Below are 24728 nucleotides of genomic sequence, written 5' to 3'. Positions count from 1 at the left end.
GCAGGACAACCCTGTCAATGTCGGCCACTACTTTAAGCTGCGTAAAACAGTTTGACTTGAACGTATTGATCATCAACATCGCAAGTAACTGATTTGTTTAAAATCGTTTCTACTTGAGGGTTTTCGGTCCTGACGGACCGGAATGGGGAACTTGTTACTTATGAATACCATATATAATTTGAGCCACATTGGCACTGACCTGCGTGCAAACCTCTTGAGGACATCAACAGCACTCACATTGCTGGCCTGCCCATTTGGCGTGCTGTCGGCCGGTGCAGCCCTGTCTGCGGAACCGGATGGTTTTCAGGACTTGGGCATCCTCAATGGAGGATCATTTTCCAATGCTCAAGCTGTCAGCGCCGATGGCAAGATCGTGGTCGGTAATGCAGATGTTGGTGGTGCGGGCAATGATATTCGCGCCTTCCGCTGGACTGAAGGCTCAAACACCATAACCAACCTCGGCACCCTCAATAGCGGGGCAAGGTCCTATGCTCAAGCTGTCAGTGCCGATGGCAAGGTCGTGGTCGGCTATGCCTATGATGGCAATGCTGGCAATAGGAACCGTGCTTTCCGCTGGACCGAAGCCTCAAACACCATGGTCAGCCTTGGTACTCTCAATAACGGCTTTTCCTCCTTTGCCAGAGGCGTTAGTGCCGATGGCAAGGTCGTGGTCGGTTTTGCCGCTGATGGCAGTGCCGGTAACGTTTACCGCGCCTTCCGCTGGACAGAAGACACTAACACCATGGTCAGCCTTGGTACTCTCAATAACGGCCATTCTTCCGAAGCCTACGGTATCAGTGCCGATGGCAAGGTCGTGGTCGGTAGCGCACATGACGGCAACGCCACCTACATGAGCGCGTTCCGCTGGACCGAAGCATCAAACACCATGGTTAGCCTTGGGGCCCTCAATAGCGGCGCCGATTCCGTAGCCTTCGGTGTCAGTGCCGATGGCAAGGTCGTTGTCGGTCGCGCATTTGACGGCGACGCCTCCAACGCCACGCGCGCCTTCCGCTGGACAGAAGACACCAACACCATGGTCAGCCTTGGAACCCTGAATAGCGGTGGGTATTCCGAAGCTAGTGGCGTCAATGCCGATGGATCGGTCGTGGTGGGTGCGTCGGAGGATGGCAGTGCTGGCAACATGTTCCGCGCTTTTCGCTGGACATCTGCGACCGGCATGATCTCGGTGGAAGACTGGTTGCGCAACAGTGGCGTAAGCATCACAAGTGATTTCACCAGAGAAGCAACGGGTGTTAGCGCCGATGGCAGTATCGTGGTCGGGACGACCGGAAACGACACCGCTTTTATCGCGCGTGTTTCCTCAACCGGCTCCGGCATCATCGACGTGAACGAGTTTGCCGGTTCGCTTGCCAACAAACCCTCCGCCTACGTCGGAGTAAATTACGCGGGCACAGTTCTCAACGGCGCGCATGGTGAGCCGATGCGCAATCTGCTCGACGTTGGTCAGCAGTCGATCTGGGTGACGTCAGACATTGGTTATGACAATGGCTCCGCCAGCGATGGCGCATTTGGGCTGGCCGACTTCGGTTACGGCCTTGGCCTTGAAGGTGGCGCAACAGCCCGGTTTGCGTTTGGCGGGCTTTATTCCGATCAGGATATCGATACCGGTGGTAACTTCATCAACAAGGGCTTTTATATTGCGCCGGAAGTGACGCTCCCGGTCGCTGGCAATATCTATGCCACCGTCGGCGGTTATTACGCACCGGGCAAATTGTCGGTCACCCGCGGTTATCTCAATGGCGGCGTCATGGATTATTCCATGGGTGAGGCAGACCTTGATACCTGGGGTGCAAAGCTGCGGTTTGACTGGTTGAACGCATTCTCAGCCAATGACTGGAACTTCACTCCTTACGCCAGCCTGACACATGTACGCTCCACGCTGGATGCCTACACAGAAACCGGCGGTGGTTTTCCCGCCAGTTTCAATGAGGTGAAAGACCACAATACGGTTCTGCGCATCGGTCTTGATGGCGTGCACACGCTCACCAATGACATCCGCCTGCTGGCCCGTGCTGAAGCCGCTTACCGTTTTGAAAACGAAACCGCCGCGACCAGCGGCACCATCACCGGTCTTTCCGGCTTCAGTTTCAACGGGCAGGACACCAACCAGTTCTGGCTGCGCGGTGGCCTCGGTGCGGAAGTCGATGTTGCCGGCGGCACGGCATCTCTGAATGTCAACGTCACGACCCAGGGCGATGACCCAACCGTGTGGGTTCGCTCCGGCTGGAAGGTCAAGTTCTGATCGGTAAGACAGGCATTTACTGGTGAGCGGCCCGGCGTGAACAACATGCCGGGCTGATAGCTAACGGACCTGCGCGACTTACACTCGAATTGGCGGCACAGTTTGCTCGCAAAGATCAGATGCCAGCTTCTCCCAAGGTGAGTCCGTTAAGGACCTTTGGGCGCCAATCGAGCAGAGGGGTCAAATCGTGAGCAAGCCCATACTCTTGGACTTTTTGTTGAACTTCAGAATATTCTTTGCCTGCCTCGTTCACATATGTTTCCGAATAATCTATTAATCTCGATGTGACAGAGCCGACACAAACACCGACAACAAGCTCTTTTTTACCTGTGTTAAACAATAAGGGAGAGCCGCTCATCCCCTTCGTAATGGGGAAGTCCAATTCGAACATTGGCGGGCTGCTCTGACCCACAAATAGCCGGTTCGCTGGAATAACTCGCTGCACATAGCCACGGTGCACACGCGCTTGAACATATAAAGTGCCATCATGCTTCTGAAAGGCACTCTCGGGGTAGCCGACAGTAGAAACGTCATCAGCTATTTCAACTGTCATCTTTCTCAAAAGTCTATTCGGCTGCGTTGAGTAATCTGTCAATGCCACCGCTATATCATATGGTTGTTCAGCAACGTCGTAATCTTTGATCTCGATAAATCTGTCTTGACCGGCTCCTTCTGGGTCACAGACCTTGGGGTTTGCACAGATGCCAGACGCGGTTCCAGCCTCTACCTCGGCGGTGGCATTTTGCAGTACGTGAGCCGCTGTCAGCAGCACACCCTTACCAACAAAGAAACCTGTGCCCATCAAATTTAACGCTGTTGGCTGCCCAGTGCTATTCATTCTGTACGTGAAAATCGGCGTAACGAATGACTGTAAAAACAAGGCTGGCTCCGGAGATTTGAGGAGTGTGATCATCACAGTTAATAACGGCTAATCCGCAGTGGCGCTACTGGCGCTGTCCAACGGCACATTGACATCATAGACTGACCACGCTGACGGGGCGGCTAGAGCTTAAATATTGAACTGGGATGGCAGCAATGCCACGCCATTTCGAAACGGCCCCTTCCTTCACCACCAGCTTTCAGCGTAACCTGCACGCCCTATGCAAGTGCAGTCTGGAGCAGCGATATGAGCGTCTCGAACCGGTTTCTTGGCCTTGGCGATAATCCCAAGGACATCAACGGCGATGGGCGGACGCCGCGCATCGTGCTGTTTGGGGCAGGGTTTGGTAGCGCCTATCCCGGCAGTGAAGATACCGGCCATGCGCTGGCCGCTGATGCCATTCGGGCTGCGTCCCAGGAAGACGCGCCTTTGATTGATCATTTCGATTTTGATCTTGGCGGGCCGTTGTTTGATGGCAAGCCGGTGTCCTGCATCGACATTGGCAATATCAAAACCACGCATCACGACAATGCCGGCAACCGCGCGCGCATCGAAGCGCAGACCCGCCAGGTACTGGACCAGAAGGCCGTGCCAATCCTTTTGGGTGGGGATTGTTCCGTCACCATTCCGTTTCTGTCGGCCTTTGCCGGACGTGGCCCGATCTGGGTGCTGCAGATCGACGCGCATATTGACTGGCGCGACGAGGTGAGGGGCGAACGTTACGGCTATTCCAGCCCGATGCGCCGCGCCAGCGAAATGCCTGATGTGGCCGGCATGGTGCAGGTTGGCCTGCGCAGTGTCGGCAGTGCGCGTGTGAGCGATGTCAACGACGCACTTGCCTATGGCAGCCGTTTTGTCACTGCGCGGGACATGCATAGCCAAGGCGTTGAAGCGGCGCTGAACCATATTCCAGACGGGGTAAACGTGGTCATTTCGCTGGATTGCGACAGCATCGATCCCGCCATCATGCCCGGTGTCGCGGCCCGCACGCCTGGCGGGTTGACCTATACGCAAATCATCGACCTGATTTCAGGGGTCGGCCAAAAGGCGCGGATCGCGGGCTTTGACCTTGTCGAGTTTTACCCGCCAGCCGATGTGGATGGTCTTTCGGCGCTGATGGCGGCGCGCATTCTCGTCAACACCATCGGCACGATTGTTCGGCAGGGCTGATACGCGGCAATCCTTGGCTTACGCAGCTATTGCACATGGCGCCCAAGACTGAAGCTGGCTGCATTCCCGCAACATGTGCGAGAATGAAGGAAATTTGGGTGCCACGCGGCGCCTTTACCTCCACCCCTGTGACAGAGGAAGAAAAATCATCATCTTAGCGCGCTAAGTGATAGATTTTTCGGGTGGGGGGTTCCGTCCTGCCTCACCCATACCCGCCGTCATACTTGGGCTTGTCCCAAGTATCTAACCCCATTTCGCCAAACGAAACGAATGCGGCTGGCGTGGTTGGATCCTCGCCACAAGGTCGAGGATGACGTCGATACAGGTTGCAAGATCAGCGTTTCTTGCCGCAAACAGTCGCAACACCCAGCCCTCATTGCTATGCCTGACACAGATATCCAGTCGACGCACGTCTAAGCGACCAAAAAGCTCTTTCCGCTAAGAAATGGCCGTCACGAGGTCCTGCGACAGGCGGGGAAATTGGGTGTGATCACAGTTTTCGAATCACTCCAACATGAACAGATTCGTTAACGCGAAATCTGAATATGAACGGGCAACATGCCAAATGTGGCAGCAAAAACGGCCTGAAACAGCCTCCCGGATATCGCAAATGCGAAATACTACGTGATGACAGAGCCGCGGCGTGACCCTGGTGATGCTCGATGGAGGTCGACGCACAGACGTCGAAAAAACCAACGAAAACAGCTAGTCAGCCCCTAAATAACACCGCCGCGCTGCAACGCGAAATCAAGTTCCGCGTTATTACCGCGCTGCGGCTTTGTAACATACCGTTCACTTTTGCGTAAAAACCGTAAATTTTTAAGATTCTGAACGGAACATGAATGTAAGATAACAGTTCATTCATCTGACGTTCATCTTTGAATTGGAGCCACGCGATGTTTTTGAGCACTCTTCACGATACCAATGCCTTCAGCTTTGGCGCTGGCGGAAATCTCACGGCCCGTTGCGCCGCAATCGAGGAAGAACTGCACTATCTGCCGAACTTCTCCGGTACAAATATCGTTGTCACGGTTGAAGGCGGTTGCGTTGTATTGAGCGGAACGGTTGAAACCCGGCAGGACCTTTACCGCGCAATTAACGTGGCAAGCGATATCGCCGGTGCCGGCAATGTCATCTTCCGCGTTCAGCACGAGCCAGTGCTGGTCTCGTAAGTCTCGGCACGCGGCCGCAAACTGCGGCCAACATCACCATACCCCCGCCCGTCACATCACGGGGGCGGGGTAAAAACTCCGGTCAGCAAACACATCATTTGCAACCGCGCAGAATTATCGGAACCTTTTTACAGCCTGCGGGTTGTTCCGCCAGATCCCAAATTTCTCAGGGTATGGCAACCATGAAGTCGCTTATCGATGCAGCCCGTTCTAAGTCCAGATCATGGACCGCAACGGTTTTGCGCGACTGGGGCCCGGCACTTGCCGCCTTTGCCATCATCCTGTCATCAGGTTTTTACGCCAACACCCTGATCAGCACTGCGCTGTCGCAGTCGCTACGCAGCTTCTGACAGGTCGTTATCCGGATGTTCTTTCTCATCGCACGTCCTTAAAAGCAAAAACCCCAGCCAAAAGGCCGGGGTGGACGCTGCTAAAAAAGCAATACCTAAAAACATGATGCAATATACGACAGGTTTCTAGCAAAGGTTATTTGGAAAAATCAATATCCAATTTTAGGTAGAGTGGAATAATTCCACCACTCAACCGAAAATGTTGCGACCATACCGGTAACCGCATGGTGTTCCCGGTGGAAACCATGCCGTCTATCCTTTCATTGGATTCAAGGCCTGAGCTGTGTTAGACAGTGGCCAAACATCGTAGCGCGGCCTGTCCAGCGCTTTGGCACGACTTTGGAAAATAATGAAAAATCAGTACCTTAACCGCGAAAAAACCTTCGCCGTTGCACCTATGATCGATTGGACTGACAAATTTTGCAGATATCTGCACCGTCAGATGTCGCATCATGCGCTGCTGTATACGGAGATGATTGTTGCCGATGCTATCATCCACGGCCGGCAGGAAAAGCTGCTGAGCCATCATGATGCGGAAAATCCGGTGGCCTTGCAACTGGGCGGTTCTGCGCCGGAGAAACTGGCCGCAGCCACCAAAATTGCGCTGGAATACAACTACAACGAGATCAACCTCAACGTTGGCTGCCCATCGGACCGCGTCCAGTCCGGCACATTTGGCGCCTGCCTGATGCGTGAACCGGAAACCGTGCAGCGCTGTGTAGCGGCCATGAAAGCGGTGACGGACCTGCCTGTTACCGTAAAGTGCCGTATTGGCGTCGATGACCAGATCCCTGAGGATGTGTTGCCGGATTTTATAAGCCGCATGATCGAGGCCGGTGCCGATGCCATTTGGATTCACGCCCGAAAAGCCTGGCTGCAGGGCCTGTCGCCGAAGGAAAATCGCGAAATTCCGCCGCTGGATTATGACCTGGTCTATGCCATGAAAGCCGCAAATCCGAACACCTTCATCGGTATCAATGGCGGCATTTCCGATCTCGCTCAGGCCAGCAAACATCTTGAGCATGTCGATGGCGTGATGCTGGGCCGCGCGGCCTACCACAACACCAATATTCTTGGCGATGTCGATCATGTCATCTATGGAAAACCGGCTGTAGCACCGGACTGGCAGCAGATTTGCCAGACGATGATGACGTTTGCGGCCGACTATATCACCACTAGCGGTCGTTTAAACCACGTCACCCGCCACATGGTTGGCCTGTTCCAGGGTTTTGCCGGTGCACGCCGCTTCCGCCAGATCCTGTCATCAGACGCCACCAAACCGGGCGCAGGGCCAGAGGTTATCGAAGCCGCCTTCGCTGCAATCGACTTCGAGGCCACATCGCTGAAAGCTGCGGGTTGAGGTTGGGGTGGTGACGCCTTTCCTCTACCCTTGTGGGAGAGGACGAAAAATCATCACCTTAGCTTGCTAAGTGATAGTTTTTTCAGGCGAGGGGTCATGTGCTTGCACGACGCTCACTGTTTAGCTCCAACAGTCCCAACACCCAGCCCTCATGCCTCGTGCTTGTCACAGGCATCCAGCCGTCACGCGTCTGCGTGACAAATAGATTCTCCCATCCCCAAGACTGGGGATGACTGGATCCCTGTGACATCCCTTGGGCAAAGCCCGAGCACAGGGAAGAGGGAGGGTGGAGCATCACTCGGCGCGTTACCTCTACCCTTGTGGGAGAGGAAGAAAAATCATGGTCTTAGCAACGCTAAGTCATAGATTTTTCAGGTGAGGTATCACGTGCTTGAACGACGCTTACTGTTTAGCTCCAACAGTCCCAACACCCAACACCCAGCCCTCATGCCTCGTGCTTGTCCCTGACCCGAGGATCAATCACAGGCATCCAGCCGTCACGCGTCTGCGTGACAAATAGATTTTCCCATCCCCAAGACTGGGGATGACTGGATCCCTGTGACGAGCACAGGGAAGAGGGAGGGTGGAGCATCACTCGGCGCGTTACCTCTACCCTTGTGGGAGAGGAAGAAAAATCATGGCCTTAGCAACGCTAAGTCATAGATTTTTCAGGTGAGGGGTTCATGCCGCCGCTGAGGCATCACCCACTATCAACCATCAAACCTGCTTGGCCAAGTATTGAGCACCATTAGGTGCATTGACCTTGCCGCCGGTGATGAAGAAGGCAAAGACGTCACGCTTTTTCTGTTCCGGCTTGCGGTCTGGTGCCACCAGCGGCAGATCATCGGGCACACCGCCCGCCGCATAGGTTTTCAACCGGCCGGCCCAATCCTTGATGTCCTTTTCCGGGTAACAGGTCTTGATATCGTCCTCGCCCTTTTGCAGGCGGCAATAGACAAAATCAGCCGTCACATCTGGCAGCAGCGGATAATCGTGATGATCGGCGCAGACAACAGCCACCTTGTGTTTGGCCAGAAGCTCGATGAACTCGGGCACCATGAAGGTTTCGTTGCGCACTTCCACCACGTGCTGCAAAGTAAGTCCGTCCTGCTTTTGCGGCAGCAGTGCCAGAAACGCCGCAAAATCATCCGGCTCGAACTTCTTGGTTGGCGCAAACTGCCACAGGATTGGACCAAGATGGTCACCAAGCTCGGTCAGACCCTGCGTCAGGAACTTTTCCATGGAGTCACCGGCTTCCGCCAGCACCTTGCGGTTGGTGACATAACGGCTGGCTTTCAGCGAAAACACAAAACCGTCAGGCACTTCCGAGGCCCATTTGGCAAAGGTTGCCGGCTTCTGGCTGCCATAATAGGTGCCATTGACCTCAATGGCGCTCAACTGGCGGCTGGCATGTTCCAGCTGCCGTTTCTTGGCCAGTTTTTCCGGATAAAAAGTGCCTTCCCACGGATCAAAGGTCCAGCCACCAATGCCGGTTCTGATCGTGCCAGATGAAGCCGTCATGACAATTCCCCTTATTCTGCCGCCACCCGGGTTTTACCCGGTCTGCGTTCCAGAAGCTCCTTCAGGAAGTGGCCGGTATAGGAGCGCTCTTCCTTGACAATGGTTTCCGGCGTGCCGGTTGCAACCACTTCACCGCCGCCGGTACCGCCCTCAGGGCCGATGTCGATCACCCAGTCGGCGGTCTTGATGACCTCGAGATTGTGCTCGATAACCACCACGGAGTTGCCTTGATTGACCAGCTCATGCAGCATTTCCAAGAGCTTGGCGACGTCGTGGAAGTGCAGGCCGGTGGTCGGCTCGTCGAGAATATAAAGCGTGCGGCCGGTGGAGCGTTTCGACAGCTCCTTGGCCAGTTTCACGCGCTGCGCTTCACCGCCAGACAGCGTGTTGGCCTGCTGGCCGACCTTGATGTAACCAAGGCCCACATCAAACAGCGACTGCAGCTTGTCACGCACCGCCGGAACCGCCGAGAAGAACTCGACACCTTCCTCAACCGTCATGTCCAGCACGTCGGCAATCGACTTGCCCTTGAAGGTCACGTCGAGCGTTTCGCGGTTATAACGTTTGCCGTGGCAGACATCGCAGGTCACATACACGTCCGGCAGGAAGTGCATTTCAATCTTGATGACGCCGTCGCCCTGGCAGGCCTCGCAGCGACCGCCCTTGACATTGAACGAAAAACGGCCCGGCTGGTAACCGCGCGCCTTGGCCTCCGGCAGACCGGCGAACCAGTCACGGATCGGCGTGAACGCACCGGTATAGGTGGCCGGGTTGGAGCGTGGTGTGCGGCCAATCGGCGACTGGTCGATATCGATCACCTTGTCGATGAATTCCAGGCCATCAATACGGTCATGTTCGGCCGGAATTTCGCGTGCACCCATCACGCGGCGTGCCGCAGACTTGTACAAAGTCTCGATCAGGAAGGTGGACTTGCCACCGCCGGACACACCGGTGACCGCAGTGAACACGCCAAGCGGCACGGAAGCCGTGACATTTTTCAGGTTGTTGCCGCGTGCGCCAACCACCTTGATTTCCTTGCCCTTTTTCGGCTTGCGTCGTTCCGCCGGCACAGGCACACCCATTTCACCCGACAGATATTTGCCGGTCAGCGAATTGGGGTTGTTCATCACGGCTTCAGGGCTGCCCTGGGCAATGACCTCACCACCGTGAATACCGGCGGCCGGGCCAATATCGACCACATAATCGGCGGTCATGATGGCATCTTCGTCATGCTCCACCACAATCACCGTGTTGCCGATGTCGCGCAGGTGCTGCAACGTGTCCAGCAGGCGGGCATTGTCACGCTGGTGCAAGCCAATCGATGGCTCGTCCAGCACGTAAAGAACGCCCGTCAGGCCCGAACCGATCTGCGAGGCCAGGCGAATACGCTGGCTTTCACCACCCGATAGCGTGCCGGAATTGCGCGACAGGCTGAGATAATCCAGCCCCACATCATTAAGGAAGCGCAGACGTTCGCGGATTTCCTTGAGAATGCGCACGGCAATTTCATTCTGCTTGGCGCTCAGCGTCTCAGGCAGCACCTCAAACCAGTCGCGCGCGGTGCGGATCGACATCTGCGTGACTTCGCCAATATGCAGCTTGTTGATTTTCACTGCCAGCGCTTCCGGCTTCAGGCGGTGACCGGCGCAGGCCGGGCAGGGCGCGGCCGACATGTAACGCTCGATATCCTCACGCGCCCATGCGCTGTCGGTTTCCTTCCAGCGGCGCTCGAGGTTCGGCACGATGCCTTCGAAATTCTTCACGGTCTTGTAGGAGCGTGCGCCATCTTCATACTGGAACTCGATCTTGTCTTCGGTGCCCTGCAAAATGGCGCCCTTGGCCGCCGACGACAGGTCCGACCACCGGCTGGACAGCTTGAAACCGAAGGCTTTGCCCAGCGCTTCCAGCGTCTGGTTATAATAAGGTGAGGTCGATTTTGCCCATGGGGCAATCGCGCCGTCTTTGAGCGTGCGGTTTGGTTCCGGCACGATCAGGTTTTCATCCACCTTCTGCTGCGAACCAAGGCCGTCACAGGTTGGGCAGGCACCAAACGGGTTGTTGAAGGAAAACAGCCGCGGCTCGATTTCCGGAATGGTAAAACCGGAGACAGGGCAGGCAAATTTTTCTGAAAACAGCACTCGCTCATGGGTCTCGTTCAGGGATTTGTTGGCAGAACCACCGGCGGATGTCTCTTCGGCCGGCAGCGGCTTGTCGGCAAATTCGGCAATTGCCAGCCCATCGGCCAGCCGCAGACATGTCTCAAGGCTGTCTGCCAGACGGCTTGCCATGTCGGCGCGCACCACCGCACGGTCCACCACCACATCAATGTCGTGTTTGTATTTCTTGTCCAGCGCCGGCACATCGGCAATTTCATAGAACTGGCCATCGACCTTGACGCGCTGAAAACCCTTTTTCTGCAGCTCGGCCATTTCCTTTTTATATTCGCCTTTGCGGCCGCGCACGATTGGCGCAAGAATATAAAGACGCGTGCCTTCCTCAAACGCCAGAATACGGTCCACCATCTGGCTCACCGTCTGGCTTTCAATCGGCAGGCCGGTGGCCGGCGAATAGGGCACGCCCACACGCGCAAACAGCAGGCGCATATAGTCGTAGATTTCGGTCACGGTGCCCACCGTCGAGCGCGGGTTGCGCGAGGTGGTTTTCTGCTCGATGGAAATGGCCGGCGACAGACCCTCAATCTGGTCGACGTCCGGTTTCTGCATCATTTCCAGAAACTGGCGTGCATAGGCCGACAGGCTTTCCACGTAGCGGCGCTGCCCCTCGGCATAGATGGTGTCGAATGCCAGCGATGATTTTCCGGAGCCGGACAGTCCCGTCATCACGATCAGCTTGTTGCGCGGCAGGTCGAGATCAATCCCTTTCAGGTTATGTTCTCGTGCACCACGGATGGAAATCGTTTTCAATTCGCTCATGACAAGGCTCGGAATATATGTTGGCGGGCAGGGTCGGGCACTTATGTAGTGCGGCCAAGCCCAGTGTCGAGTTTAATCGTATGGAATAGCTGCTTTTCGATTCTGTTCCGCTAGATAATAGAGATTTATTAGAACAAAGAAAGAACAAACTTGACGTGAAAGCAATCCCGGTGAATTGTATGCAAACATTCCTTGTGGATTGTGTGGCGGTAAAGGTGCCCATTGGCCACCTCTATGGTCTATGATCTCACCAGTTTTAGAAAAGAAAGTTTTCCGGGCAAAATGCACGGAGCAAGGATAACGAGATGGCAGGCAGTGTAAACAAGGTAATTTTGATCGGTAATGTTGGGGCGGACCCGGAAATTCGCCGCACCCAGGACGGACGCCCAATTGCCAATCTTCGTATTGCCACCTCCGAAACCTGGCGTGACCGCAACAGCGGCGAGCGCAAAGAAAAGACCGAATGGCACACGGTTGTCGTGTTCAACGAAGGTCTTTGCAAGGTTATTGAACAATACGTCAAGAAGGGCGCCAAGCTCTACATCGAAGGCGCGCTGCAGACCCGCAAGTGGCAGGACCAGACGGGCAATGACCGTTACTCAACCGAAGTGGTGCTGCAGGGCTTCGGCTCCACGCTGACCATGCTGGATGGTCGCGGTGAAGGCGGTGGCGGCGGCAGCCGTGGCGGCGACTTTGGCGGCGGCGGCAATGATTACGGCGGCGGCTCCTCCGGTGGCGGTTATGGCGGTGGTTACGACCAGCAGCCAGCACGCAGCGGCGGCGGTGGTGGTGCACGCGGCGGCCAGCCTGCGGGCGGCTTCTCCAACGACATGGACGACGATATCCCGTTCTGAACGACCAATTAATCCCTATGAAAAAGGCCCGGCAAGCAAACGCTTCCGGGCTTTTTTATTGCCTGCACAGCCTGTGCAATCTCAGCTTTCAGGCTTGGCCACAAACTCAAATGTCGGCTCGTAGGTCACCGGAAAATTCACCGATCGGGCGATGAAACACACCTCGTGAATGCGGTGGTGAATGGCAGTCGCGACCTCGATATCGGTACCATCAAGCACGGTAATGCGTGGCCGCAAAACGGCTGAGGTAAAACGCCCAGCACCGCTTTTTTCCACTTCGCCTGTCCCGACAGGGCTGTCCTCGTACGCCGCCACCACCACCTTGGCCTCGGACGCATAATGCAGGTACCACAACATGTGACAGGCCGATAATGCCGAAAGCAGCAGGTCTTCCGGGTTCATCTTGGTGGGGTCACCACCCAACAGCGGATCATTGGAACAATGAATGACCGCCTTGCCGGGCACGGCGACATCCCAGGTGCGGTCATAGGCGCGGTAACTGCTGGTGCCATTGCCGCGATTGCCAGTCCAAATAACAGCGGATGTATATTCATGTGCCATGAGGCGTACGGTCCTTTTTCGTAAGATTCGTATACATGTATACACATTGGAAAAGGCCGTGCAAATGCTGTTAGCAAGGAAGGGCCAGAGAACCCGTCGGGCCGTGTGCGCGCAGGTATTTTAAGTGGAAAATTCGAGGCGGCGCTTCTCTAACCGGCGGTCAAGCCAAGCTCTTTCCCGACTCCATGCCATCCGGGGAGATCGAAGATCGTCCTTTATCGAAGCGCGACCTTTTCCATCCCCCAGCTATTCAAACCGACTTCTTTAGTTCTGGTTGCCGCCGAGTGAAAATAGAATCCCGCGCGAATGCGCGGGATAGCATCTAAGAGGTCCGCCTGCGGCCCTTAAACAGTCACTTGACAATGGGAGGGAATAAACGCCGCCGTTGCCACTGCGCTCTACAATACGGTGCAGGCGCTCACTCTCCCCGCAAAATTCAAACGAATACTAGATCAGCGAGTTTGGTCGCGACATCAGCCATGCTGTCTTCTGCTGTGCTGAGCCCGTTGCGCGACGCGAGCATAGGACTTTCCTCATTCAGCTCAGCGAAGGTGGTGCCGTGAATGACAGGAACGAGCTTACCTCCATGTAGCAACACTGAAAGTTCTTTGTCGGCGATACTACGTCCGTGAATTCGCTTCAGGAAGTTCGGAGTCACTAAAACGATCCCGACGCGAGATTTCGCCAATCCTCTGTCGATTTCTCGCAGAAATGGTTCGCCGAGCGCGATATCTTTCTCGCTAAACCAGACCTTCACCCCACGTGCCTCAAGCAAATCGCACAATTCCTTCGCTGCGCCCTGTCGGTCGTCCCACGCATGGCAGAGGAATACGTCGCGAAGATCGGGTACAGTCGCCCTTGCCTCAATCTGCTCACGTACAGGCTCCAGTTCACGGACCTCTGCGGGAGTATACCACACGGTGGAACTTGTTCGCGCCCATTTAGGTCTTGAGGTTTTCCCTGACCCAACGCTAGCCCGGCTCCCGGCACCTCCGCCAGACGAGGGTTGAAAAGTCGACGAAAACTGCATGGATCCGAAATTGGGGCTGAAGCCGCCAAACCTACCGCCGCCCCATCGACCACGACATGCGGGGCAATTCGCTGCGCCGCCCCCTGTATGACCTCTTACTGGTGCAGTGCATCTGGCCATTGAAAGCTCTCCCTTACTACAGGTCACGATGGTGACACGCATTAAAGACTAATATTAACGATGATTCGTACTTAAATTCACTGAATAATACATAATGAAAGCGAATGATTCACAATATATACTTCGCGCATGAGCTGCCGATCTACTGTCAATGTCGAGGTAGTCAGCGATCCTGAGTCAATGGCCGCTGCCATAACTTACTGAAATTTCGAAATTTATTTCGATCTTTCACATCCTGCAGGCGAGGGAAGGTGTGAAAACTTAATTTCCGATTGAAATCGACAGTGAAATAGTGAAATTCGGAAATGACGCGACGCGGAACACCTCTTTCAGCCCCATGATTTACGAAAATTTCGATACAACGGTTTCTTACGCGCCTGCCTTCGCGCTGAACACGCGTGAACACTTTTTCAAGTACATGAGCGCGACTACTGCGAAGATCGTGCTAAATAACGGTACCCTGCGGTGGTCACGCAGCACAATGTTGAACGATCCGTTCGACATGAACTTCGAACTGCCCATGAATCCAGACGTGGACATGATTAAAAAAGAGGCCGGGCGTATATGCTGGCAGCAGTTCGCCGAAGGTACAGTGCCGCGGGAATCAATGCTAAAACATGCCCTTGCCCAGGTCCGGAAACTGCCGCGAGACCAGCAAGAAAAAGCGTTCAAAGAGCGGTTTCCAGCGGCGATCGATGCATGGGTTTATAACATGCAGCAAATGCTCCCGCAGTTGCATAAAGATGCAAAGCCACTCATCAAAGACTTCAAGATACTCAGTCTGACCGTGAGGCCGAACATCCCAACGATGTGGAGCCACTACGCGGACTCATATCGAGGCGTCGTTTTGCGCTTTCGTAACGGCGATGAAAAGTCTCCGTTCTTCATGGCCAAGCCGATAGATTATTTAGACGAATTGCCGAACCTCTATTCTGATCAAGAGTTGATTGATCACCTCACGGCGAAGAGACCGTTGAGCGCTAGAATGGCAGTAGACAAGATTATCTACACAAAATCCGTTCATTGGTCGTACGAGCAGGAATGGCGCATCAGTCTAGGATCTGGAAGAGAGAAGGCGACGGAGTTCGAAGATCAGTTCTTTGCACTCCAAGAACTAGATGGTGTAATCTTTGGGCTCGGGACATCTAAACAAGACAAAGAACTGATCACGCTGCTAGCTTCGAAGCACAAACCTATCAAAATGATGCAATTGAAGCGCAAACCCGATCGATTCGGCCTATATATTGAAGAGATTTAGAGCACGACAAAGGATGATTTTTGAAACGTCTGGTCGACGTTTTTTACACGCCGTCGCCACGGAGCAACACCCTTGCGCCAAAGCGCACCAGGATAGGCGCTACTCCTCAGCCGAAACCTTGATGTCGCGCGCAGCAAGCGCCTTCAGCAGCTTCGGACCAGGCTTGCTGTTTTCCAGTCCGCTGATCGATTTCAGGTTTGGCAAAAGCTCAAGGTCCGTAATCGCCTTGTTGCTGACGGGAATGGCTTCATCGCCACTGCCGGGGTCCCAGAAGGGGTAGAGGTGATAGATAAATTCAGACCCGCCGTTCAACCCGCTGGATTGGTGCAGCGTTACGACCTTGGCCAGCAGCTCGTCCGATATGGGCAGATTTTTGAAGTAGGTCTCGACCTCCGGGATGATCTCGTAACCGTCAATCTCGACGGAAATTTCTCGCTTCTCATATTCCTTGGCAAACAGGTGGATATCGAATTGCGGCGTGAGCACTTTCTGCCGGTACATCAGCTCTTCGATGACCAACAGCTTCAAGCCAAAATCCTTGAACCGATTTTCCGACGGCTTGTGCGGCGGGTAGAGTTTCGGACGGCTTGAATAGTCTGCGGCCTCTTTGAGAAGCGCGCCAATGCGCTCAGCATAAGGGGCAGGGAGCTTCGTTTCGACAACCTTGAACGCCTTGCGGGTTGTTGCAGAAACGGCAAGCCGCTGCACAGCCTTGTCACGACGTTTCCTGTTCCAGGCGTCGAAATCACTCTGGATCAAGTTGAGCGTTGCACGATGCGCCTGAAGGGTTTTTTCGTCGCGTTCGCGGTAGGTTTCAGCTGACGTGCCGAGATGGCTTTCATATTTGTTTTCCCGCAGCAGACGTTCGTAATTGGCGATGGTCGATTGCAGGAGAGCTTCAGCCTCTTGGCGAGAATATGTCTGGATATCCAGAGGCGTAAGGATGACCTCCTCCAGGAACTGGTTGAGCTGTTGCTCCGTCCAGGACGATGCGTCGCTGAGAGCGTGCTGCAGGATTGCGGCCGATTGCGCGTGCGCCGGCTTGCGTTTGTCGCTGTGGAACCCGAACATATCGTAAGCAAGGTCCACCAGCAGAGGCGCTTCCAGCTGACCTTTTCCCAGAATGTAGAACCGGATCAGCTCACCCGCCTCGCGGACTGCATCTGGGTGCAGCATCAGATGGTCGGGCAGCAGAAAACTCTTATGGTCTGGGTACGCCCGGTAGATCGCGGGCACCAGCACGGCTGCTTCGCTTCGCAAGGTATCGTCGTGGTTGCTATAAGGCTTGTGCCAATAATAAAGGTCGAGCATCGATGTCACGATATCGGCCCAGGTTCCCGTTCGTGTCCGGCTGAATTTCTCGCTGATCACACTATTGGGTCGTTCGATCGCGCGCTTGAGAAGGTCGAGATGTTGGGTGTGCCGCTCGCTCAAAATGCGCCACGCTTCTTCCTTGCCGCCATGGCTGGCGACAGTTGTCGTGCCTGAAAATGCAAGAATGAAATTATAAGCTTTCACACCGGCAAGCGCCAAAGCGTCCTCTTCACCGAGGAAGGTTTTGATCGTCGCAAAGTAGATATCGTACAGTCGTTCAACGTTGCCACGATCTTCGCTGATCAGTGATTTCCAGTTTTCCTGGGCGGTTTTTAGCGATCGGAAATCGTCTGGCTCATAAGAATCGAGAAAATCCAGGCTTTCTTCAAACGTCATATCTACTCACAATCGATTTCGAACGGATTTGAAAGACGTGGCGCTGCGTCAGGCAGTTCCCCACACAATAAGCGGTCCTATTGGACGCAAACCTATCCCGAAGCGCTTTGAGCCATCAAGGGTAAAAAAATCTGCGATATCAGTGGTGGGGCAGGCGCAGATCTGTCGTCACGATCTGCGCGGCACCCCTTGAACTGCTTTTAGCCGGGAACCTCAGTCTGCTTCAGCGGTTGCAGCACGATGTCAACAAGGGCTGATTTGCCAACCTGAAAGGCCACCTGATAGTCCGGGTCGTCCACCATGGCCATGAAGGCGGAACGGCTTGGATATTGCACCAGCAACACCGCGTCCCACATTTTCACCTCGCCATCGGTCAACAACGGCAGGCCATCGCCCCGAAACAATATCTTGGCGCCAAAGCGCGCCAGGATCGGCGCTGCCATTTCAAGATATTCGAAATGCCGCTGCCGTCCGCCATCGGGCTCAAAGCGCAGAAGGTTCAACATGACGATGGGGGTATCGTCCTTGGCAGACAGGAAGTCGGTGAGGGCGGTTTGATTGATCGTAACCATGGTTATTCCTTTGATGTGACACCGTGCGTGGGTTCAACATCAAGTTTACCGTGGCTGTTTGTCAGAAACTGTCAGCATTGAGCGCCAATCGCGATCCTGCTCACGCCAGCGTTTGATCAACACAGGACGGCGCTCCGGGTACCGTTCGCTCAACACAGACGCTGCGCTAACCCGGTCCACCCGGAAGTGGCGGAAGCCGGCGCGATGTTCGCACCAGGCCGCCAGAATGCGCACATCATCGAAATAAACCAGCGCAATTGGCCAGATGGTTCGCTGCGTGACGTTGCCCTCAGCATCCCTGTAATCAATGGACATCTTCATCTGCCTGCGGATCGCGTCACGCATTGCCGCAACATGGGCCGGGTCCGTGCGCTCGGAAGCGGTCGCCGGTATCATCAACGGCACTGCTGTGGCGCTTGATGCGGCCTTGTCACTGCGCGCCGACAAGATCTTGGCCATGGCGCTTTCGCCACTTTGCACAAGGGCAGGGTCGGCGCGTTGCTGCACCCATTCCAGCCCCAGCCGTATGGCGTCCAGCTCGTCGGCTGAAAACGCAAAATGCGGAAGAAAAAAACCTTCTTTCAGCAGAAAACCAACGCCAGCCTGCCCATCCAAGGGCGCACCCAGCAGCCGCAAGGTTTCAATGTCGCGGTAGACACTGCGCTGCGAAACACCAAGCTCGTCTGCCAGGTCCTGCGCAGTCACCGGCGTGCGTTTGGCGCGCAGAACGCTGAGCATTTCAAACAGGCGGCTGGTTCTCGACATGATCAACTCATTCCACGAAAACCTGTCCCTGCGCAACGCCGATGATGATGATGATGAGGATGATGATGAGCAGAGCAATATCCAGACATCATTCGCTTGATCCATTTTTGCACATTTGTATACATGTGTACGCATCACAACACGCCACGCTCACGCCGCTGGCAAAGGAACCTGCAATGAACCTGACAGACCGCATCCGCGCCGATATCCTCAGCGGAAAATTTGAGGCCGGCGCTGTGCTGTCGCAGGTGGAGCTGGCTGCGCTTTATGGCGTCAGCCGCATTCCAGTGCGCGATGCGCTGCAAATGCTGGCAGGCGAAAAGATCGTTGAAGTCCTGCCCGGCAAAAGCGCACGCGTCGTCAGCCTGTCGCGCCACAGCCTGGATGAAATCTTTGACCTGCGGGTGATGCTGGAATGTGATCTTTTGGCCCGCGCCATCAAACAGGCCACAGCGGCAGACCTTGTTGAGATCGATTATGCGCTGAAAAAGTCTTCGCTGGAGGCCGGGCGTCCCGGCTGGCAGGCCGGTGACTGGCTGTTTCACCAGACATTATATGCCCCGGCCGGACGCCATCGCCAGCTGGCCATCATAGAGGAGCTGCGCACCAGCTGCATTCTCCACGCCACAGGTTATCAGCAACTGGCAACGGAGACCGCCCGCTGGCTGGATGACCATGAGCGGCTGGTGGCCGCCTATCGTGCCGGTGACAGCGATACCGCCTGCGCCATATTGCGCGACCATATTCTGGCCGCTCAGGCGGAGGTGCAATGCAAGGTGCCGGCAGATCAGGCTGATCGCCAAATGACGCCCTAACGAGCGAAGTCCGCTATCGGCCGAAAGCGGACGCCAAGATGCACCTGACTTTTGCACCAGCCAAGCTATTGAGATGGCACGGTGCAAAAGCTGTGCAGAAATCGATGCACCACGCATATAGATACATGAATGGCTGTGCCCGCGAACGCGTTCCGAGGGTGAGGGTGCGGCGAACAGTCGGCCCCTAGCTGGCAGCCGTCATCGTCATTGAATTCGGGTGCGCATAATCGCGCCAAGCGGCAATGCGATCACCTTCGATTTCAAAGATGCCCATGAGGGTCACCCTGCCGATCTCGCTGCCGTCAGCGCGTTCGAAAATGTCCAGCCGCTCGGTAAGCACGCGGTCGCCGTCTGCCGCAATCGCGAGCATTTCAATGTGAACCGTAGCGATGCCCATGGATGTCTCGAGCTCTTCGATGAACGCGATCGCGTCATCCATGCCCGTGGTGGACGCAATGCCTACGTTATTCCAAACAGTGTTTGGGGTGAACCAGCGCTTGATTGCGGTTCTGCCGTGATCCGTCGTGAAGACATTGCAAAATTCAGAGACAAGTTCGATGGGAGTGGTCATGTCGATTTCCTTTTTTGTCGTGATAAGAAACTGGGCCATTCGCAGGACGTTCGCCATGCCTGATGATCTCGAATAATTGCCTGATCCCGTCGGGGTATTGATCTTTTCAGGCAAAGGCGCCCATGATGAAACATGGACAAAATCGATGAAACCCGCACTCTGGCGCTACGCCATGCTGGCGTGAAATACTCCGGCATGCCACGGCTAAGCATCCTCAGTGTCACCCAACCAACTGAGTTGAGCGCATTGGTTTATGACCCGATGGCGTCCATTGTGCTGCAAGGTACCAAGAGAACAATCATTGGTGATCAGGTGTTCGATTACGGCCCCGGACAGACCATGGTCGTAGCCGCCGAAATCACCGCCATGGGCCAAATCATAGAGGCATCACCGGAAAAGCCGTTTCTGGCGATCAATCTCAATCTTGATCCCGCCGTGATCATGAATGTGGTGCTCTACCTTTCGGTGACACCCGAGCTGCAAATGCAGCCGGGCTTCGCATTCAGCGTGGCCAATGCCGAACTGATCGGCGCTTGGCAAAGGCTGCTAGAAGTTTGCGAGCGCCCAAAGGAAATCCCTGTAATGGCCCTGCATTTAGAGCATGAATTGATGTTTCGGCTGATGCTAAGCCCGCATGCGGAGATGTTGCGCCAGATAGCCGGTTTCGACTCCCGTTTGTCCCATATTCGGCGAGCTATGGGTTGGATTCGCCAGCATTACACTGAGCAACTCAGCATTGAGGATATGGCGGCGGTTGCTGGCATGAGCGAGTCCGTTTTCCACCGGCGCTTCAAAGCCGTTACCGCTCTTAGCCCGCTTCAATATCAAAAGCATATCCGATTACAGGAAGCCCGTCGCCGGATGGTTTCGAAAGAGGCCGACGCAGCATCTGTCTCGTTCGCTGTGGGCTACAAGAGGACGTCGCAATTTAGCAGAGAATATAAACGCCTTTTCGGGGAGCCGCCGCGTCGTGATGCCGACATGGTGCAAACGATGGTCGAAACTGGCTTGCAACGAGCATAACCAAATACAGCCCCATAATGGCCGTTAGCCACGTATGTCCGCTTCTGGCGCAAAGCAGCCGCTCAGGCGAGGTTAAACGCCGACTTGATACCATCCACCACGAACTGCACGGAGAGGGCGGCGAGAATAACGCCGAGCAGCCGGGTCAGAATGGCGCGGCCGGTATTGCCAAGGAAACGGTCCATGCGGTCGGCAATGGCCAGCGCCAGATAGACCACCAGCAGCGTAAAGGCGAGCACGGCCAAGAGAATGGCCTTGTCGAGATAGGTCTGCATGGAACCGGCAATCAGCACGGTGGCGGAAATGGCACCGGGCCCGGCAATCAGCGGAATGGCCAGCGGAAACACCGCCAGATTATGAATGTGGTCCTTGGTGATGGCGATGGTCGAGGTCTTTTCCTTACGCTCCTGGCGTTTTTCGAAAATCATCTCAAACGCGATCCAGAACAGCAGCAGGCCACCGGCAATGCGGAAGGCACCAAGCGAAATGCCAAGCAGCTGCAACACGGCAGCCCCAAACAGCGCAAACACCGCCAGAATGGCAAAGGCAATCAGCGTGCCCCGCAGCGCCACCTGAGAGCGCTGGGCGCGCGTCATGCCAGCCGTCAAACCAAGGAAAACCGGGGCCAGACCTGGCGGGTCCAGCGTAACGAGCAGGGTGGTCAAGGCATTGAGCAATGTTTCTCCGCTAACCATCTTGTGTCCCTTTCGTTACGTCATGCCATGAATTTCGCCCCGAAAACTGCCTGACTCTCGCCTTCTTGTCGCGCATTTTCTCAACCAGAGGCCACAAAAGCGTTTTCACCTTGCAAATGCCGCAAAAGGTTGTTCAAAACTCTCCGTGAAATTGGCGCTATGCGGCTCTTTCCGCTATAAAAATCCATCCGATTCTTAAAATAGAATGTGATCTGATTTGACTGAGCATAGCCCTACTGGCGGAGGAAAACTTCCTCCCGGAATCGAACCGATTTCGATTATGGAAGAAATGCAGCGGTCGTATCTCGATTACGCGATGAGCGTTATCGTTAGCCGTGCTCTTCCTGATGTGCGTGACGGCCTCAAACCCGTGCATCGCCGCATCCTTTTCGGCATGTCGGAACTCGGCATCGACTGGAACAAGAAATACGTAAAATGCGCCCGTGTAACCGGTGACGTGATGGGTAAATTCCATCCGCACGGCAACTCGGCCATTTACGATGCGCTCGCCCGTATGGCGCAGGACTGGTCCTTGCGCCTGCCACTGATCGACGGTCAGGGTAACTTCGGCTCGATCGACGGTGACCCGCCGGCGGCTGAACGTTATACCGAGTGCCGCCTGGAGAAGTCGGCGCATGCGCTGCTGGATGACCTTGACAAGGAAACGGTTGATTTTCGCGAGAACTATGACGGCACGCTGAAAGAGCCTGTTGTCGTTCCCGCCAAGTTCCCGAACCTTCTGGTCAACGGCGCCGGTGGTATCGCGGTGGGTATGGCCACCAACATTCCGCCGCACAACCTGTCGGAAGTGATCGACGGCTGTATTGCCCTGATGGACAATCCGGCCATTGACCTGTTGGACCTGATGCAGATCATCCCTGGTCCGGACTTCCCGACTGGTGCGCTCATTCTCGGCCGTGCCGGCATTCGCTCCGCTTATGAAACCGGCCGTGGTTCGGTTATCATGCGTGGCCGTGCCACCATCGAGCCGATGCGCGGCGACCGTGAGCAGATCATCATCACCGAAGTTCCCTACCAGGTGAACAAGGCAACGATGATTGAAAAGATGGCCGAACTGGTCAAGGACAAGCGCATTGAAGGCATTTCCGACCTTCGTGACGAGTCCGACCGTCAGGGCTACCGCGTGGTTGTCGAGCTGAAGCGCGACGCCAATGCCGAGGTTATCCTCAACCAGCTTTACCGCTACACGCCGCTGCAGACCTCGTTTGGCTGCAACATGGTGGCGCTGAATGGCGGCAAGCCGGAGCAGCTGACACTTCTTGATATGCTGCGCGCCTTCGTGGCCTTCCGCGAAGACGTCGTCAGCCGCCGCACCAAGTACCTGCTGCGCAAGGCCCGTGACCGCGCCCACGTCCTGGTTGGTATGGCCATTGCCGTTGCCAATATCGACGAGGTTATCCGCGTTATCCGCAGTGCGCCAGATCCGGCATCTGCCCGTGAAGAGCTGATGACCCGCCGCTGGCCGGCCGCAGATGTGGAAAGCCTGATCCGTCTGATCGACGATCCGCGCCACCGCATCAACGACGACAAGACCTACAACCTGTCGGAAGAACAGGCCCGCGCCATTCTCGAATTGCGCCTGGCCCGTTTGACGGCTCTGGGTCGTGACGAAATCGGCGACGAGCTGAACAAGATCGGCGACGAAATCCGCGATTATCTGGAAATCCTGTCATCGCGGGTTCGCATCCAGCAGATCGTCAAGGACGAGATGATCGCCATCCGTGACGAATTCGGCACCCCACGTCGCAGTGAGATTGTCGAAGGCGGTCCTGACATGGACGATGAAGACCTCATCGCCCGTGAAGAAATGGTCGTGACCGTATCGCACCTTGGTTACATCAAGCGTGTGCCGCTCACCACCTACCGTGCGCAGCGTCGCGGCGGCAAGGGGCGTTCCGGCATGGCAACGCGCGATGCAGACTTCGTCAACCGTCTGTTCGTGGCCAACACCCATACCCCGGTTCTGTTCTTCTCCTCGCGTGGCATCGTCTACAAGGAAAAGGTCTGGCGCCTGCCGGTCGGCACACCACAGTCCAAGGGCAAGGCACTCATTAATATGTTGCCGCTGCAGCCGGGCGAACGCATCACCACCATCATGCCGCTTCCAGAGGATGAAACCACCTGGGAAACGCTGGATGTGATGTTCTCCACCACACGCGGAACGGTACGCCGTAACAAGCTTTCCGACTTCGTGCAGGTGAACCGCAACGGCAAGATCGCCATGAAGCTGGAAGAGGACGGTGATGAAATCCTGTCCGTTGAAACCTGCCGTGGCTCCGATCCGGTCGTCAATCAGCCGGGCGATGACGTTCTGTTGACCACAGCGCTTGGCCAGTGCATTCGCTTCCCGGTCGATGACGTCCGCGTGTTTGCCGGCCGTAACTCGGTTGGTGTGCGTGGCATTTCGCTGGGTGCAGAAGACCGCATCATCTCCATGACCATTGTTGGCCATGTGGATGCCGAGCCTTGGGAACGTGCCGCTTACCTCAAGCGATCCGCGACTGAGCGCCGTGCAGCCGGTGTCGATGAAGACGATATTGCGCTGGTGGGTGAAGAAGTTACCGAAGAAGGTCAGCTCAGCGATGAGCGTTACGAATACCTGAAGAACCACGAACAGTTCGTGCTGACGGTATCTGTAAAGGGCTTCGGCAAGCGTTCTTCCTCCTACGACTTCCGCACATCCGGTCGTGGCGGCAAGGGTATCCGTGCAACGGACACCTCCAAGACCACGGAGATCGGTGAGCTGGTTGCAGCCTTCCCGGTTGAAGACGGCGACCAGATCATGCTCGTCTCCGATGGTGGCCAGCTGATCCGCGTGCCGGTCAACGGCATCCGCATCGCCAGCCGCGCCACCAAGGGTGTCACGATCTTCTCAACCGCCAAGGATGAAAAGGTTGTGTCCGTGGAGCGCATCAGCGAGCCGGAAGGTGAAGATGACGTCGAATCGGAACTTGATGCCGATGCCGTTGTCGACGGTACCGACACCCAGACGGAAGCATCGGACGAATAAGGTCTGAACCCATGTTTTGCTAAACAAACACCCCGTTTATCCCCCAGGATAGACGGGGTGTTTTTGTATCAGGC

General features: G+C 55.6%; 20 protein-coding genes. 10 read left to right on the top strand and 10 right to left on the bottom strand.

Annotated elements, in window-relative coordinates; genetic code table 11:
• Positions 1 to 160: 160 nt before the first annotated feature.
• The gene (locus M2418_RS10145; protein WP_259146283.1) at positions 161 to 2263 is read left to right on the top strand and encodes an autotransporter domain-containing protein; all 2103 of its coding nucleotides are present in this window, start codon (positions 161 to 163) and stop codon (positions 2261 to 2263) included.
• Between the two features lie 115 nt (positions 2264 to 2378).
• Here the strand turns inward: M2418_RS10145 and M2418_RS10140 are convergent, their stop codons facing one another.
• Entirely contained in the window at positions 2379 to 3143 is a 765-nt protein-coding gene (locus M2418_RS10140) for a serine protease (protein WP_259146282.1), read from the bottom strand.
• A 246-nt stretch (positions 3144 to 3389) separates the two neighbouring features.
• On the opposite strand from M2418_RS10140, the gene M2418_RS10135 reads away from it, so the two are divergent.
• From M2418_RS10135 to dusA, 4 genes are all read left to right on the top strand, one after another.
• The gene (locus M2418_RS10135) at positions 3390 to 4313 is read left to right on the top strand and encodes an agmatinase (protein ID WP_259146280.1); all 924 of its coding nucleotides are present in this window, start codon (positions 3390 to 3392) and stop codon (positions 4311 to 4313) included.
• Positions 4314 to 5209: 896 nt separating this feature from the next.
• Complete coding sequence (locus M2418_RS10130; RefSeq protein WP_192491157.1) at positions 5210 to 5485, top strand: BON domain-containing protein; 276 nt, start codon at positions 5210 to 5212, stop codon at positions 5483 to 5485.
• 182 nt (positions 5486 to 5667) lie between these two features.
• Positions 5668 to 5835, top strand: a complete 168-nt coding sequence (locus M2418_RS10125) for a hypothetical protein (RefSeq protein WP_192491156.1) — start codon at positions 5668 to 5670, stop codon at positions 5833 to 5835.
• A gap of 349 nt (positions 5836 to 6184) precedes the next feature.
• Complete coding sequence (gene dusA / locus M2418_RS10120) at positions 6185 to 7195, top strand: tRNA dihydrouridine(20/20a) synthase DusA (protein WP_259146278.1); 1011 nt, start codon at positions 6185 to 6187, stop codon at positions 7193 to 7195.
• 717 nt (positions 7196 to 7912) lie between these two features.
• Here dusA and M2418_RS10115 read toward each other — a convergent pair.
• Together M2418_RS10115 and uvrA are read right to left on the bottom strand one after the other, a co-directional pair.
• The gene (locus M2418_RS10115) at positions 7913 to 8716 is read right to left on the bottom strand and encodes a DUF72 domain-containing protein (RefSeq protein ID WP_259146276.1); all 804 of its coding nucleotides are present in this window, start codon (positions 8714 to 8716) and stop codon (positions 7913 to 7915) included.
• 11 nt (positions 8717 to 8727) lie between these two features.
• Positions 8728 to 11649, bottom strand: coding sequence for an excinuclease ABC subunit UvrA (gene uvrA / locus M2418_RS10110; RefSeq protein ID WP_259146275.1), 2922 nt, complete (start codon positions 11647 to 11649; stop codon positions 8728 to 8730).
• A 305-nt stretch (positions 11650 to 11954) separates the two neighbouring features.
• Here uvrA and M2418_RS10105 point away from each other — a divergent pair, with 305 nt between their 5' ends.
• Positions 11955 to 12503 (top strand): single-stranded DNA-binding protein, encoded by a 549-nt coding sequence (locus M2418_RS10105; protein WP_192491087.1) that lies wholly within the window; start codon positions 11955 to 11957, stop codon positions 12501 to 12503.
• Between the two features lie 81 nt (positions 12504 to 12584).
• Here the strand turns inward: M2418_RS10105 and M2418_RS10100 are convergent, their stop codons facing one another.
• Both M2418_RS10100 and M2418_RS10095 read right to left on the bottom strand, forming a co-directional pair.
• Positions 12585 to 13064 (bottom strand): OsmC family protein, encoded by a 480-nt coding sequence (locus tag M2418_RS10100; protein ID WP_259146273.1) that lies wholly within the window; start codon positions 13062 to 13064, stop codon positions 12585 to 12587.
• 436 nt (positions 13065 to 13500) lie between these two features.
• The gene (locus M2418_RS10095) at positions 13501 to 14094 is read right to left on the bottom strand and encodes a toll/interleukin-1 receptor domain-containing protein (RefSeq protein ID WP_259146272.1); all 594 of its coding nucleotides are present in this window, start codon (positions 14092 to 14094) and stop codon (positions 13501 to 13503) included.
• Between the two features lie 457 nt (positions 14095 to 14551).
• On the opposite strand from M2418_RS10095, the gene M2418_RS10090 reads away from it, so the two are divergent.
• The gene (locus M2418_RS10090; RefSeq protein WP_259146271.1) at positions 14552 to 15472 is read left to right on the top strand and encodes a DUF2971 domain-containing protein; all 921 of its coding nucleotides are present in this window, start codon (positions 14552 to 14554) and stop codon (positions 15470 to 15472) included.
• A gap of 99 nt (positions 15473 to 15571) precedes the next feature.
• Here the strand turns inward: M2418_RS10090 and M2418_RS10085 are convergent, their stop codons facing one another.
• The 3 genes from M2418_RS10085 to M2418_RS10075 all read right to left on the bottom strand — a co-directional run bounded on the left by M2418_RS10085 (position 15572) and on the right by M2418_RS10075 (position 18519).
• Positions 15572 to 17182, bottom strand: a complete 1611-nt coding sequence (locus M2418_RS10085) for a DUF6892 domain-containing protein (RefSeq protein ID WP_259146269.1) — start codon at positions 17180 to 17182, stop codon at positions 15572 to 15574.
• 200 nt (positions 17183 to 17382) lie between these two features.
• Entirely contained in the window at positions 17383 to 17754 is a 372-nt protein-coding gene (locus M2418_RS10080) for a DUF1330 domain-containing protein (protein ID WP_259146267.1), read from the bottom strand.
• A gap of 45 nt (positions 17755 to 17799) precedes the next feature.
• Positions 17800 to 18519 (bottom strand): YafY family protein, encoded by a 720-nt coding sequence (locus tag M2418_RS10075; protein ID WP_259146266.1) that lies wholly within the window; start codon positions 18517 to 18519, stop codon positions 17800 to 17802.
• Between the two features lie 176 nt (positions 18520 to 18695).
• Here M2418_RS10075 and M2418_RS10070 point away from each other — a divergent pair, with 176 nt between their 5' ends.
• A complete protein-coding gene (locus tag M2418_RS10070) occupies positions 18696 to 19334 on the top strand; it encodes a GntR family transcriptional regulator (RefSeq protein WP_259146265.1) in 639 nt (212 codons plus the stop codon).
• Positions 19335 to 19518: 184 nt separating this feature from the next.
• Here M2418_RS10070 and M2418_RS10065 read toward each other — a convergent pair whose 3' ends face one another.
• Positions 19519 to 20019 carry a limonene-1,2-epoxide hydrolase family protein gene (locus M2418_RS10065; protein ID WP_259146264.1) on the bottom strand — a complete coding sequence of 167 codons (501 nt, stop codon included), beginning with the start codon at positions 20017 to 20019 and terminating at the stop codon, positions 19519 to 19521.
• Positions 20020 to 20037: 18 nt separating this feature from the next.
• Here M2418_RS10065 and M2418_RS10060 point away from each other — a divergent pair, with 18 nt between their 5' ends.
• Positions 20038 to 20928: an AraC family transcriptional regulator gene (locus M2418_RS10060; protein ID WP_259146263.1), complete on the top strand. Its 891-nt coding sequence runs from the start codon at positions 20038 to 20040 to the stop codon at positions 20926 to 20928.
• 62 nt (positions 20929 to 20990) lie between these two features.
• On the opposite strand, the gene M2418_RS10055 is transcribed toward M2418_RS10060, so the two are convergent.
• A complete protein-coding gene (locus M2418_RS10055; protein WP_192491077.1) occupies positions 20991 to 21623 on the bottom strand; it encodes a MarC family protein in 633 nt (210 codons plus the stop codon).
• Between the two features lie 217 nt (positions 21624 to 21840).
• On the opposite strand from M2418_RS10055, the gene gyrA reads away from it, so the two are divergent.
• Complete coding sequence (gyrA, locus tag M2418_RS10050; protein WP_259146262.1) at positions 21841 to 24654, top strand: DNA gyrase subunit A; 2814 nt, start codon at positions 21841 to 21843, stop codon at positions 24652 to 24654.
• The last annotated feature ends 74 nt before the right edge of the window (positions 24655 to 24728 follow it).

Source organism: Rhizobium sp. BIGb0125, assembly GCF_024810055.1.
Taxonomy (GTDB): domain Bacteria; phylum Pseudomonadota; class Alphaproteobacteria; order Rhizobiales; family Rhizobiaceae; genus Agrobacterium.
The sequence above is the reverse complement of the archived record's forward strand: the minus strand, read 5'-3'. Positions and strand labels throughout refer to the sequence as shown.

Bases quoted from the DNA above. Each gene is read 5' to 3' on its own strand.
- M2418_RS10145 (WP_259146283.1), top strand. From the start codon at position 161: ATGAATACCATATATAATTTGAGCCACATTGGCACTGACCTGCGTGCA.
- M2418_RS10135 (WP_259146280.1), top strand. From the start codon at position 3,390: ATGAGCGTCTCGAACCGGTTTCTTGGCCTTGGCGATAATCCCAAGGAC.
- M2418_RS10130 (WP_192491157.1), top strand. From the start codon at position 5,210: ATGTTTTTGAGCACTCTTCACGATACCAATGCCTTCAGCTTTGGCGCT.
- M2418_RS10125 (WP_192491156.1), top strand. From the start codon at position 5,668: ATGAAGTCGCTTATCGATGCAGCCCGTTCTAAGTCCAGATCATGGACC.
- dusA (WP_259146278.1), top strand. From the start codon at position 6,185: ATGAAAAATCAGTACCTTAACCGCGAAAAAACCTTCGCCGTTGCACCT.
- M2418_RS10115 (WP_259146276.1), bottom strand. From the start codon at position 8,716: ATGACGGCTTCATCTGGCACGATCAGAACCGGCATTGGTGGCTGGACC.
- uvrA (WP_259146275.1), bottom strand. From the start codon at position 11,649: ATGAGCGAATTGAAAACGATTTCCATCCGTGGTGCACGAGAACATAAC.
- M2418_RS10105 (WP_192491087.1), top strand. From the start codon at position 11,955: ATGGCAGGCAGTGTAAACAAGGTAATTTTGATCGGTAATGTTGGGGCG.
- M2418_RS10100 (WP_259146273.1), bottom strand. From the start codon at position 13,064: ATGGCACATGAATATACATCCGCTGTTATTTGGACTGGCAATCGCGGC.
- M2418_RS10095 (WP_259146272.1), bottom strand. From the start codon at position 14,094: ATGCAGTTTTCGTCGACTTTTCAACCCTCGTCTGGCGGAGGTGCCGGG.
- M2418_RS10090 (WP_259146271.1), top strand. From the start codon at position 14,552: ATGATTTACGAAAATTTCGATACAACGGTTTCTTACGCGCCTGCCTTC.
- M2418_RS10085 (WP_259146269.1), bottom strand. From the start codon at position 17,182: ATGACGTTTGAAGAAAGCCTGGATTTTCTCGATTCTTATGAGCCAGAC.
- M2418_RS10080 (WP_259146267.1), bottom strand. From the start codon at position 17,754: ATGGTTACGATCAATCAAACCGCCCTCACCGACTTCCTGTCTGCCAAG.
- M2418_RS10075 (WP_259146266.1), bottom strand. From the start codon at position 18,519: ATGTCGAGAACCAGCCGCCTGTTTGAAATGCTCAGCGTTCTGCGCGCC.
- M2418_RS10070 (WP_259146265.1), top strand. From the start codon at position 18,696: ATGAACCTGACAGACCGCATCCGCGCCGATATCCTCAGCGGAAAATTT.
- M2418_RS10060 (WP_259146263.1), top strand. From the start codon at position 20,038: ATGGACAAAATCGATGAAACCCGCACTCTGGCGCTACGCCATGCTGGC.
- M2418_RS10055 (WP_192491077.1), bottom strand. From the start codon at position 21,623: ATGGTTAGCGGAGAAACATTGCTCAATGCCTTGACCACCCTGCTCGTT.